Source organism: Clostridium sp. AF19-22AC, from assembly GCF_003479085.1.
Lineage (GTDB): Bacteria > Bacillota > Clostridia > Lachnospirales > Lachnospiraceae > Faecalicatena_A > Faecalicatena_A orotica.
The window spans coordinates 60,028-72,752 of the sequence record NZ_QUGN01000007.1 but is presented as its reverse complement, the minus strand read 5'-3'; the positions used below and the strand labels follow the sequence as shown (position 1 = coordinate 72,752).

The following is a 12,725-nucleotide window of genomic DNA, read 5'->3' as shown; positions in this document are numbered from 1 at the left end:
TTTCTTCCTTTCTTACTCCATATTCTTAAGCAGAAGTTCTTTTCCTGAAATTCCGGGTTCCGTCATATTCTTTACATCCAGTATCTCGTTTAACTCCTCCTCATTCAGAAGCCCTTCCTCCAGAATCAGCTTTCTGACAGACTCCCCTGTCTTCACTGCCGTCTTTGCCAGTGACGCCGCCTTCGCGTATCCAACATGCGGGCAGAGTGCGGTAACGATTCCGACACTGTTATCCACCAGTTCTTTACACCGCTCCCTATTTGCCGTAATTCCACTGACACAGTTATCAACAAATGTCTCAACCGCATAGGCCAGAGTATCGATGGACTGGAACAGACAGTAGAATACAATCGGCTCAAATGCATTGAGTTCCAGTTGTCCGGCTTCAGCCGCCATCGTGATTGTCACATCATTTCCTATGATGTTAAATGCTACCTGGTTGACTACTTCCGGAATCACCGGATTTACTTTTCCGGGCATGATGGATGATCCGTTCTGTTTCGCAGGAAGGTTGATTTCACCGAATCCGCATCTCGGTCCGGATGACATCAGCCGGAAATCATTCGCAATCTTTGAAAGTGTCACTGCGCAGGCCTTTACGGCACCGGAAACTGCCACAAACGGATCCAGATTCTGTGTTGCATCGATCAGGTCGTAAGCCTGCACAAGATCCATATCACTGATCCGTGCCAGATTTGGAACAATCCTTCTTAAATATGCTTCGTCTGCATTGATTCCGGTTCCGATTGCCGTCCCGCCCATATTCAGCGTCCTCATCTCTTCCTGCGCCTTTTCCATACGGTTGATATCCCGCTGGATCGCAACCGAATAAGCCTTAAATTCCTGACCGAGACGGATCGGCACCGCATCCTGCATCTGGGTTCTTCCCATTTTGATAATCGTGTCGAATTCTTCTCCTTTATCACATAGTGCCTTATGTAACCTCTCCAGTTCTTTCTTCGCATTTTTCAGAAGTTTCAGGGAAGTCATTTTCCCGGCAGTCGGAATAACATCATTGGTAGACTGTCCGCAGTTTACATGGTCATTCGGATGTACAATGGAATAGTCGCCCTTCTGCCCGCCTAGTAATTCAATGGCACGGTTTGCAATCACCTCATTGGCATTCATATTAATCGAGGTCCCTGCCCCTCCCTGTATCGGGTCTACGATAAACTCATCATGAAGTCTGCCCTCCATAATTTCATCGCAGGCTTTCACGATTGCCTCAGCAATATGTTTATCGAGCAGCCCAATCTCACAGTTTGTAATCGCCGCCGCTTTCTTGATCTGCGCCAGACTGTTGATTACCTCCGGATGCATGGACAGCCCCGTAATTCGGAAGTTTTCCGCAGCCCTCAGGGACTGCACTCCATAGTACACGCCTTCCGGAATATCCTTGCTCCCGATCGAATCCTTTTCCGTTCTGCATTCCATTCCATCTATTTTTTTCTTCATCACCATAACAAATGACCTCCCAGATTGAATTGCCTGTTTCTTTTTACAGACATATTATAAATCCGGGAGGTCATATAATCAAAGACATATATTCGTATAGTATCCATAACCATTTATTTATACTTCTTTTTTCCATTTCCCGCTCAGATACCTTACAAGGCACAGAATCAGACCCGTGCTCCAGGAAACCGGAAGCCCCCACCAGACAGAAGCCATCCCGAGATTCGTATACTTCAGCATAAGGTAGGAAGATGCAACTCTTACAACAAGTGCGATAACCGTTGCCGCCATAGAATATAAAGCATCCCCCGCGCCGCGCAGTGCACCGCTCAGATTGTTATAAAATGCATTGATCAGGTAGAACAGCGCAATTGCCCCAAGGTACCCCACACCGAATTCAATTACAAGCGGGTTTACATCCCCCTTAAGGAATATGCCAATTAACTGGTATCTGAAAATGAAAATCAGAATTCCAATGCCTCCGCAGACCACCAGAGCCAGTCCGAATCCCGCATGAACGCCCTGTCTGGCCCGTTTTTCATTCCCGGCGCCTATGTTCTGGGCCACATATGTAGACAGAGCAGATCCCAGATCAAACATCGGCATCATGGCAAGCGACTCCACCTTTCCTGCCGCCGCATAACCGGCCATTGCCGCCGTTCCGAAAAGATTGACCATCCCCTGCACGCACATCACGCTGACAGAAACCGATACCTGCTGAAACATAGCTGGCACACCCAGTCCCATAATCCTCCTGAGCATTTCACCGTCAAACACGCGCTCCTCCTTAGACATCCGCAGTATTTCAGCCTTCTTCCTAATATACAGAACACACAGAAGCGCCGATATCCCCTGAGACATGATAGTCGCAACTGCCACACCGGCAACTCCCATATGAAACACAATTACAAACAGCAGGTCCAGGATGATGTTTAATATAGATGCAATCATCAAAAAATAAAGCGGAGTCCTTGAGTCTCCAATTGATCGGAAAATTGCCGTGCATACGTTATAGGCAAACGTCAGTACAAGTCCCCCGAATACAATCCGCAGATACAGAGTACTTCCCTGCATAATTGCATCCGGAGTTCCTATCAGACGAAGCAGGGGAACTGCCAGAGCCTGGCTCACCCCTGTCAGAACCACGGCAAGCACACCCATCCCGACAATCATCGTATAAAGAGCCTTATGAAAATCCCCGATCTGTCTGGCACCGAATAACTGTGACAAAAGCACTGAAGCACCGATGGTAAGCCCGATCATAACCGCATTCAAAATAAAAGTAACAGGAAAAGACCCGCCCACGGCTGCCAGAGCGTCCGCCCCTACAAAACGGCCGACCACGACCGAATCCACAATATTGTAAAACTGCTGAAAAACATCCCCCAACAGCATCGGCAGTGCAAATCCTCCGATAATACGGGCCGGTTTTCCAACCGTCATATCCTTCATATAAAAACCTCCCTTATTCTTACGGAAAAGAAAAAAGCAGGAAAAATACCGGCCTGCGCCTTTATTTTTCTTGCTTTTTCTTATGGGTAATCTTTGCAGACATGGGCTTTCCCCCGTACAAAGACCATTCCCTATCAGTTTAATCTTCTACTTCGATTTCATCCCAGTTTTCAAACGGCTGTACCCACTGTTCCGGATCGGTATACGGAATGATAGGCAGGAGCAGATATGACGGATGGTTATTGTCTCTGTATATCTTATAAGCAGTCGTAGTATTCGTAGGAATTACATTCATGTTGCCGACTTTTCCTGTCCAGCTTTCTGTATGGCACTCATTCGGGCACTGGCTTGTGATTTCCAGTTCAATCCAGTGGCCTGCCGGAATAACCATAGCAGTCGGGCTCATCTCGATTACATACTCACGAACCTCTCCCGGTGTAACAGGAATAGATACGCTGTTGTCATGTACCGGTGATCCGATCGTTGATTTTTCTTCATTCAGCGGATGAGAAGCTCTCAGCGCGCCATAACGCAGCAGCGGCATTCTTGTACCATCTGGCAGTACATCAAACAGGCTGCAGACAAAGTTTGCATCCTCTGCATCAATGGAAGCCCAGAGATGTAACTCGATTGGTCCGGTAATCTCCTTAGCCTGTGCAAATCTGGATGATTTGTACACAATCTTGTTCACTTCTGTAGAAATTGAAGGCGGCAGATGTGTAAATCCATCCGGTGGAAGATCCTTATCCGGTTCTTTGTCCCAGCGCAGGCGGTTGAAGGAACGTAAGTAAAGTTTCTGCCATTCCGTTCTTGCCAGCGGCCATTCGTTTTCATAGCGTGTGCCCGAGTTGATTACACAGAACTTATACGGAGGTTCATCCATGATTCCTGTGTCAACTCCCTTGAGCCAGTGATCATACCATCTTAAGCATTCTTCGTTCAATGCACGGTATGGAAGTTCCAGTCCGTCATATCCTTCAAGGACGCCAAGGCGCTTCGGAGCCTGGAGACGGTCGTCATTCATAGCAGCGAAGATCGGGGAACTCCATCTTCCAAGTGGTGACCATGCACAGTGCAGGTATACCGGTGTCTTTACCTTGTCATACATCTGGTTAGCTGAACGCTGCTGCCAGTATTCGTCATCCAGCGGATGAAGCAGGTAATCCAGATAGAACGTATGATAAGTCGGCGGCCATGTTGTCAGAATCTTTGTAAAGTATGAGTTTACCGCGATGTCAGGATCCTGCAGGCGCTCTTTCATCATTTCTTTTACTTTTTCTTCACCATACATCTTTACAGACCACGGCATCGGATTATTGGATGGGCACAGTTCCCAGTAAATGCTCATATAGGTAGACGGTACACCGCCGTAATATCCATGCTGATAGTAATCATCAACAAATGAGCAAGGCATAATACATTTCAGGTGAGGAGGCTGCTGTGCTGCTGCAAGGATCTGGCAGATTCCGAAGTAAGAATATCCAACCATACCTACATTACTGTCGCACCATTCCTGCTCTGCTGCCCATTCAATCATATCATAGATATCCAGGTGCTCCTGCGGATTATAAACGCCGTAGAATACGCCCTCGCTCTTGCCGATCCCCCTCGGGTCCGGAATGATAAATGCGTAGCCCCTCTGTACAAAATACTCAATATCGCCTGCTTCCAGACTGTGGTCAAATAAAAGGGATTCCGGCGGAATCGCTCCTCTCTTGATGCCCTGCATTTCTTTGCTGTAAGCAGACCAGCTTACCAGTGACGGGACCGGACCTGCTCCCTTCGGAAGATAAACATCTACGCAGAGGCGTACACCGTCTCTTAATGTCATCCAAACATCCTCATGCAGTTCCACTTCGTACTTAGGTCTTGACAATTTGTCCAAATTCTTTACATAGCGTTTGTCCCAGTAATTTGGCAGTACATCAATTCCAAGAACCTCTGTTATTCTTTTCTTCATAGTTTATCGTACCTCCTTTTCATGTACTAATCATAACAAAAAATGGTGTGTACAGTTGTCATGTACACACCATTTTTTAAATTTTTAGTGTCATCTCACGAGACAATTATGACACATTTTTCCGATTTTTCTGAATTCCCACTCATGATCACCTTACGGGCATTCCTTCCCGATATTATATGATCCAGAAAATTATTTTGCTGCTTTGCTGTCCAGATTAGCTTTTGCTGACTTCTCCATCTCGAACCAAGGCTCATAAGGTTCTTTCATCTTGCTGAAGATATCGTATCCCTTCTTATCCAGAACATATTTACGTCTGATAATTGTGTAAACAATTGCACAGCCATAGAATACGAGCATCGTTATCCAGTTCTTAGGCTTCATCTCAGCAATTACATAGCTTCCGAGAACTACACACATTACACCGGCAACCGTTGTAAGGATACAGTTCAGGACATGTGGTGTCTTGATATAAGCGTTCTTGTATGCATTCGGGAATTTTCTCGGCAGCATAAAGATACTCAAGAATGTAATTGGAAGCAGTAACAGTCCCGGAATTGTTGTAATCTTTACAACATCATCCAGATTGAATCCTGATAAGATTGCCACGATAGCGATCACAGAGTTAACCCAAAGGGAAACTGCCGGTGCGCCGTGTTTGTTGGACTCACAGATCTTACTCGGGAACAGTCCGTCTCTGGCTGCCGCAAAGTTAATTCTGGAGAACATCATCATTGCAGAGTTAATACTTGTTACAACCGCAAGGAGTGCACCGCCTGCCACGAAGAACATCAGCATTGCCGGTCCCATAAACTTTCCTGCAACTGTTGCAAGGTTGTCAATCTCATAGAAGTTCGGCATAACACCTACTGTTACATATGCTACTGCTGCATAAATAACAGCTGTTGCGAGTGTGCTGACAAGATATGCGATCGGAACGTTCTTGCCTGGATCCTCGATCTCTTCTGCTGAGTAGTACAGTACGTTTGCACCGATAAGACTTCCGTGCATGATTCCCATTGCTGCCCAGAGTGCTCCAAGCTGGAATGTTGTGGAAATAACTTCACTGAAGGATACCACTGTTGCTCCCCATCCACCGAAAATATAAACGCCCAGTGCTACCAGAAGGACACCAACACAGATATTCTGTACTGTGGATGAGAACTTGATTCCAAAGCAGGAAATAATGGTAAAGATTACTACGCAGACCGCTGCTGCAATTCTGTCCGGGCATGCCGGAACCAGCATACAAAAGTATGTAGAAAACGTCAAAGCCATCGTAGCGATCTTCATTACACCTACCACCAGCTCATTAAACGCATCCCATGCTCCCATAATCGGATGTACCAGCCTGGTCAGGTACATGTAGGAACCTCCGTTGGCAGGTAATGCTGATACAAGTAACATCTCAGGGATACTGCGTAAGAATACGAACAGCGCCGCACAGATGAAACCAACAACAATTCCATTACCGCCGATTATCTTGATAGCGATTGGTGTTGTAGCAAAAACACTGGCACCTATAATACTTCCGACACCCATCAAGATACAAGACAACAAACCCATTTTCTGTTTTTTCATCTACTTACCTCTTTTCTTTCTGTTATTTTTAGTTTACTATACCCAATTTCTGAATCCAAAAGTGTCAGGTATGTGACATTTAACCGATTTTGAGTTATTTCTTTTCTTTTTTTGTGCAATATGTTAAAATCTCATTAACACATAGTAAAAGAAAGGACTGTTGCTAAAATGGACAAAACTACCAGACTCCAAGACCTAAGCAAAGAAGAACAGGCTATTTTCCAGGCATTAAAGGCTACCGAACTATTAGAAAAGCTGCCTGTAAAGCAACTCATTGAACTTTCAACGCACTGCCGTCTTCTCCACAAGAAAAAAGGTGCAACAATATACAGAAAAGATGAGTCATCTAATCACTTATACATTATCAAATCCGGCTACATAATGGAATCCGTATTTTACGGAACCAGTGCTGACATTATCGTAAAAGTCAGGAGCGACGGTGAATATTTCGGGGAGATGGGCATGCTCACCAACGAGCCTTACCCGAATACAGCCCTCACCCTGGAGGACTGCCAGCTTATCTCAATCCCCAAGAACTACTTTCTGGAGACTGTCTGGAGCAATACCTGTGTCTGCAAGGTTATCATTTTTGAGCTCATAGACCGTCTGCTGAACTCGGCACAGCACATGGTGAATGCCATGTATCTGGATGCCCCGGGCCGTTTAGCCTCCACAATCGTTAACCTGACAACCAACAGCAAGCAAAAGAGCATGAACATACGGATCACGCAGAGCGCCCTCGCATTTTCTTCCGGCATGGCCCGCCAGACCGCAGCAAAGATCCTGAGCGACTGGCGCAAGGAAGGAATCATCTCCACCGAGAGGGGCAAGCTTTCTGTTCTCGATTTTAACAAACTCCTTGACATCATCCTTAACAGTGAGATAGGAGATTAGTCAAAAAACTGTACTTATCTGCCGCTTCAGCAAATTTGAGGGGGCAGATTTTCCTTTTGTCAGAAATTTTACCTTGTGTCACTTTATAGACAGACAGAACTTTTTTTATTGATTATACTTAGCCTATCAAAAACGTAGGAGGTACGATTTATGAACCAAGAAGAATTTTGCGAAGTAACAGGTTTGGAGAAGGTACCGGTTTATTGGGACAGACGATATACAAAAAACCTCGACAAACTTTCAAAACCTATTTACACAGTTAAACTTGAAGAAGACGTGGAAGTTATTTTAAGAGACGGTACCAAGACTTATGTCGATGTTTACCATCCGGCAGAATTAGAGTCAGCTCCTTCCCTGATAGCTTATTCAGCTTACGGAAAGAAAATGCAGAGAATGCGCCACGGAGCACTTCCGGGAGCTTCCAACTATTTTGACCACAGCCTCGAAGCCGGAGACATTGACTTCTTCGTAGAAAGAGGATATACATTTATCATTCCTGACGGACGCGGAATCGGAAGAAGTGAGGGCGAATACCTCGGCGTTTACAATCCTCAGGAGCAGGAAGATGTTTATGATTATGTAGAGTGGGCAGGAATCGACTGTCCGTGGAGCACAGAAAAGGTTGCACTGCTCGGATATTCTTATTTCGGAATCATCCAGTCACTTGTTGCAGCCCTCCAGCCACCTCACCTCGTATGTATCATGCCTCTGAGCTATACAGACGACTATTACCAGCATGGATATTACGGTGGTGTTGCAGATACATACATGAATATGTACTGGGAACTCTGCCCGTCCAATAACCCGACCACATGGACAAGCAAAATGATGTCCGAGGACGAGATGAAAGACCTGATCGAAGAAGTACAGAAAGACCCGGATATCGGTATGAACACCTATTTCAACAAGATGTTCAATGTATGGCCGCCGAAATACCATACTTTCTATCTTGATTACCTGCTTCATCCACAGGAGGATGATTTCTGGCGTCCACGTTCCATGAAATACAAATACGACCAGATCAAAGTACCTGTATACTTCAAGTGCGGATGGGCTCCTCAGGGCCGCTGGTCAGCACCTGTATTTAACGCAATGAATTCAAAGGAACTGAACGTTTACAAACGCTGTGGTGTTATGGAAGGCTACAACGGAATGGAACTCCCATACCGCTTCATGAACGAAGAAATGCTTCGCTGGTATGATTACTGGATGAAGGGTGTCGACACAGGTATCGTTGACGAACCTCCGATGAAGCTGAACATCTTAGGCGCTGGTTACCGTTATGAGAATGAATACCCGCTGGAAAGAACACATTGGAAGAAACTATACCTCCATACATTTGGCAACCTCCGCTGGGAGCCTGTTGTAGAAGGTAATCTGGCACCTGACAGCTTTACACACCGTCCTCCGTTCATTACAACAGAGGTTGAAAAGCTGACATACCGCACAGACCGCTTCAGCCGTCCGACCGAGTTCACAGGACCGATTGAACTGCACCTGTGGGCTTCTATCGACAGCGATAATGCAAACTTTATCACAAAAGTATGGCAGATTACAGCCGGCGGAACAAGAATGCCTGTTTCCCGTACAGGATCTTTAAAGGCCTGCTATCCTCTTGACGAAGAAAAGAGCGAAATCGGACGTCCGGTACACGATTATACAAAGAAAGTACCTGTTGTTCCGGGAGAAATCAAAGAATACGTCATTGAGATTAACCCAATCGGCATGGTATTTGCACCTGGCACCGCTATTGAACTTGAGATCAAAGCGATGGATAACTTCGAGCCTCAGAGCGGGGCTTGGCAGGCAAAGATGGACCACCTTGGACCGATCCCGAGCGTTAAGACAATCAACTATAAGATTTACAGAGATAAGGATCATCCTTCATACATCCTTATGCCTTATATTCCTTCAACACCACCGGAACTGTGGCTTCAGCCTATATGTGATGACGATATCGTTATCGGCGGAAGCGGAAAAGGCAACACACATTAATCCCTTACCTTATAATTCCTTCTTTCAAACGAAAATGCCCCCTGACTGCCATCAGGGGGTATTTTCATTTATGACATATTATGCTTTATTAAACTTCAAAAATAAGGTCACCGTATGAAGGCATTGGCCATACGTCTTTATCCACAATCATTTCCAGTTTGTCTACTGGAGCACGTAAGCTCTCCATAGCCGGAACTACATCGGTATAATAGTAATTTGCCTGAACAGCGCCTTCTTCCTTGGCTGCCGCTTCTTCCGTCACCTGAATCAGGACATTCAGTGCATTCCTGGTCTCTACCAGAAGGGCAGAAACTTCTGCAAGCAGTTCTGACTGGACAGATGCATCGGCGCCTGCTGTTTTAACTGAGATAACTGTATCCGCAAGAGTCTTTGTATAGCCCATGATTGCAGGGATAATCTGCTTGCTCGTCATATCGATCATGGTACGTGCCTCAATATTGATTGCTTTTGCATAAGACTCATACTGAATCTCTGCACGTGACTCCAGCTCCGCCTTTGTAAATACATTAAATCTTTCAAACAGATTAACGGCTTTTTCTGTCGTCATAGCAGGGATGGCTTCCACCATTGAGCGGATATTCGGAAGGCCTCTTCTTGCCGCTTCCTCAACCCACGCCTCTGAATATCCGTCGCCGTTGAATACGATTCTCTGGTTTTCTATCGCATATTCCTTGATCAGGTCGTGTACCGCCTTATCAAAATCATCCGCTTTTTCCAGAATATTACATACATCTGCAAATGCTTCCGCAACAATCGTATTCAGTACAACATTCGGAGCCGCAACAGAATCACGGGAACCAACCATACGGAATTCGAATTTATTACCGGTAAATGCAAATGGTGAAGTCCTGTTTCTGTCTGTTGCATCTTTTGCCAGGTCAGGAAGTGTCTTAACACCAGTCTCAAGCGTTCCGCCCTTCAGGCTGTGTGTAGCCTCTCCTGTGCTGATTAACTGTTCCAGCACATCCTCGAGCTGTTCTCCTAAGAATACAGAAATAATCGCCGGCGGTGCTTCATTTGCCCCCAGCCTGTGGTCATTACCGGGATCTGCAGCAGACTCACGGAGCAGGTCCGCATGCCTGTTCACGGCCTTCAGGATACAAGTCAGAACGAGCAGGAACTGTGTATTCTCATGAGGTGTTTTGCCCGGCTCGAGCATGTTAATCCCATCGTCTGTTGTCAGTGACCAGTTGTTGTGCTTACCGGAACCATTCACACCTGCGAACGGTTTCTCGTGGAGAAGACACTTCATCCCATGCTGGCTTGCAACTCTTTTTAATGTCTGCATAATCAACTGATTGTGGTCAACCGCGATATTCGCCTCAGCATAGATTGGTGCCAGCTCATGCTGTGCCGGTGCCACCTCATTATGCTGCGTCTTGGAGGAAACCCCGACTTTCCAGAGTTCTTCATTGACATCTTTCATGAAAGATGCAATTCTCTGGCGGATCGTTCCGAAGTAGTGGTCATCCAGCTCCTGCCCCTTTGGAGGCATTGCACCAAATAATGTACGCCCTGTATAGATCAGGTCTTTTCTTTGTTTAAACTTTTCCGCATCCACTAAAAAGTATTCCTGTTCCGGTCCTACAGACGGAGTAACCTTTTTAGAGGTTGTATTTCCAAACAGACGCAGAAGTCTCAATGACTGCGCCCCTACCGCCTCCATAGATCTCAAAAGCGGCGTCTTCTGATCAAGTGCTTCTCCCTTATATGAGCAAAAAGCTGTCGGTATACAGAGTGTGGCTCCGGCTGCGTCTTTTCTGACAAACGCCGGTGATGTACAGTCCCATGCAGTATAGCCTCTGGCCTCGAATGTAGCACGAAGACCTCCTGACGGGAATGAGGATGCATCAGGCTCCCCCTTGATCAGCTCTTTACCTGAAAAGCTCATCAGCACCTTACCGCTCGGAAGCGGGGCTGAAATGAAAGAGTCATGCTTTTCTGCTGTTACACCTGTCAGAGGCTGGAACCAGTGCGTATAATGTGTCGCGCCTTTTTCAATCGCCCACTCCTTCATCTCATGGGCTATGACATCAGCCGTCTCTAAATCCAGTTCCTTACCTTCCTCAATTGTTTTCTTCAGGTTTTTGTAGATCTTTTTCGGCAAACGTTCCTGCATCACAGTTTCATTAAACACGTTTTCCCCAAAAATATCTGCAACATTAACAAGTTCAGTATTCATACTTCCTTCCTTTCTTTTGCCTTTCATAAGACAAAAAAAGGCACTCCAAGCTGACTTGGAACGCCTTTGTTCGTTTCTACGTTTGTCAGTATACCTCAATCGTCTAAAAAAGGCAAGCAAAATTTAAAATTAATTTATTCAGCTTTTCCTACTGATCCGAATAATTCCATCTTTTCCTTAACTGTTGCAATGATTGCATCAGCGCCCGGTTTCAGTAATTTACGCGGGTCAAAGCCTTTTCCTTCCAGATCTTTTCCAGCTTCAATATATTTACGTGTAGCAGCTGCAAATGATAACTGGCATTCAGTATTAACATTGATCTTAGCAACGCCTAAATCAATTGCCTTTTTGATCATATCTTCCGGAATACCTGTACCACCGTGAAGTACTAAAGGCATGTCTCCTGTAAGCTTCTGGATTGCATCCAGAGTCTCGAAGCTTAAGCCTTCCCAGTTCTCAGGATATTTCCCGTGGATATTGCCGATTCCTGCTGCGAGGAAATCAATCCCGAGGTCTGCGATCATCTTGCACTCTGCAGGATCAGCACACTCGCCTTTGCCGATTACGCCGTCTTCCTCACCGCCGATTGATCCAACTTCTGCCTCCAGTGACATTCCGTGCTCTTTTACGATACCTACAAGCTCTTTTGTCTTGGCAACATTCTCTTCGATCGGATAGTGGGAACCGTCAAACATGATAGAAGAAAAGCCTGCTTCCACACACTTTAAGCATCCTTCATAGCTGCCGTGGTCCAGATGAAGCGCTACAGGAACAGTGATGTTCATCTCTTCCATCATACCGTTCACCATACCTACAACAGTCTTATATCCTGTCATATACTTTCCTGCACCTTCAGATACACCTAAGATGACCGGAGAGTTTAATTCCTGAGCAGCTGTTAAAACCGCTTTTGTCCACTCCAGGTTGTTGATGTTAAACTGTCCCACTGCATAATGGCCAGCCTTTGCCTTCTGAAGCATTTCCTTTGCTGATACTAACATATTCTCTTCCTCCACTTCTAACCCGGCGGATATGCCCCGCCCGGCATGTTTGTTATAAAATCTTATATCTGTACTGTACAGCTACAAAATCTTTTTCTTATTATAGCTTATTAACGTAAAAAAGACAATCCGCAATTGTTACAATTAATCTTGCATAATACGGCAGGAAATGAAAAACTATTCA

The 12,725-nt window shown here is 45.7% G+C and carries 8 protein-coding genes; 2 read left to right on the top strand and 6 right to left on the bottom strand.

The features are described 5' to 3' along the window. Window positions 1-12: 12 nt before the first annotated feature. From DWX43_RS09875 to DWX43_RS09860, 4 genes are all read right to left on the bottom strand, one after another. Complete coding sequence (locus DWX43_RS09875) at window positions 13-1,461, bottom strand: aspartate ammonia-lyase (protein ID WP_109732607.1); 1,449 nt, start codon at window positions 1,459-1,461, stop codon at window positions 13-15. A 111-nt stretch (window positions 1,462-1,572) separates the two neighbouring features. Further along, window positions 1,573-2,907, bottom strand: coding sequence for an MATE family efflux transporter (locus DWX43_RS09870; protein ID WP_118620179.1), 1,335 nt, complete (start codon window positions 2,905-2,907; stop codon window positions 1,573-1,575). Between the two features lie 139 nt (window positions 2,908-3,046). After that, window positions 3,047-4,867 (bottom strand): CocE/NonD family hydrolase, encoded by a 1,821-nt coding sequence (locus DWX43_RS09865; RefSeq protein WP_109732609.1) that lies wholly within the window; start codon window positions 4,865-4,867, stop codon window positions 3,047-3,049. 192 nt (window positions 4,868-5,059) lie between these two features. Continuing rightward, the gene (locus tag DWX43_RS09860) at window positions 5,060-6,448 is read right to left on the bottom strand and encodes an APC family permease (RefSeq protein ID WP_118620178.1); all 1,389 of its coding nucleotides are present in this window, start codon (window positions 6,446-6,448) and stop codon (window positions 5,060-5,062) included. A gap of 168 nt (window positions 6,449-6,616) precedes the next feature. On the opposite strand from DWX43_RS09860, the gene DWX43_RS09855 reads away from it, so the two are divergent. Further along, window positions 6,617-7,342 carry a Crp/Fnr family transcriptional regulator gene (locus tag DWX43_RS09855; protein WP_109732611.1) on the top strand — a complete coding sequence of 242 codons (726 nt, stop codon included), beginning with the start codon at window positions 6,617-6,619 and terminating at the stop codon, window positions 7,340-7,342. Window positions 7,343-7,492: 150 nt separating this feature from the next. Next, window positions 7,493-9,337 (top strand): CocE/NonD family hydrolase, encoded by a 1,845-nt coding sequence (locus DWX43_RS09850; protein WP_109732612.1) that lies wholly within the window; start codon window positions 7,493-7,495, stop codon window positions 9,335-9,337. An 88-nt stretch (window positions 9,338-9,425) separates the two neighbouring features. Here DWX43_RS09850 and DWX43_RS09845 read toward each other — a convergent pair whose 3' ends face one another. After that, on the bottom strand, window positions 9,426-11,540 hold the full coding sequence (locus tag DWX43_RS09845; RefSeq protein ID WP_118620267.1) for a glutamine synthetase III: 2,115 nt from the start codon (window positions 11,538-11,540) through the stop codon (window positions 9,426-9,428). A 134-nt stretch (window positions 11,541-11,674) separates the two neighbouring features. After that, window positions 11,675-12,541 (bottom strand): class II fructose-1,6-bisphosphate aldolase, encoded by an 867-nt coding sequence (gene fba / locus DWX43_RS09840; protein WP_109732613.1) that lies wholly within the window; start codon window positions 12,539-12,541, stop codon window positions 11,675-11,677. Window positions 12,542-12,725: the final 184 nt, after the last annotated feature.

Bases quoted from the DNA above. Each gene is read 5' to 3' on its own strand.
- fba (WP_109732613.1), bottom strand. From the start codon at position 12,541: ATGTTAGTATCAGCAAAGGAAATGCTTCAGAAGGCAAAGGCTGGCCAT.
- DWX43_RS09845 (WP_118620267.1), bottom strand. From the start codon at position 11,540: ATGAATACTGAACTTGTTAATGTTGCAGATATTTTTGGGGAAAACGTG.
- DWX43_RS09860 (WP_118620178.1), bottom strand. From the start codon at position 6,448: ATGAAAAAACAGAAAATGGGTTTGTTGTCTTGTATCTTGATGGGTGTC.
- DWX43_RS09875 (WP_109732607.1), bottom strand. From the start codon at position 1,461: ATGGTGATGAAGAAAAAAATAGATGGAATGGAATGCAGAACGGAAAAG.
- DWX43_RS09850 (WP_109732612.1), top strand. From the start codon at position 7,493: ATGAACCAAGAAGAATTTTGCGAAGTAACAGGTTTGGAGAAGGTACCG.
- DWX43_RS09855 (WP_109732611.1), top strand. From the start codon at position 6,617: ATGGACAAAACTACCAGACTCCAAGACCTAAGCAAAGAAGAACAGGCT.
- DWX43_RS09870 (WP_118620179.1), bottom strand. From the start codon at position 2,907: ATGAAGGATATGACGGTTGGAAAACCGGCCCGTATTATCGGAGGATTT.
- DWX43_RS09865 (WP_109732609.1), bottom strand. From the start codon at position 4,867: ATGAAGAAAAGAATAACAGAGGTTCTTGGAATTGATGTACTGCCAAAT.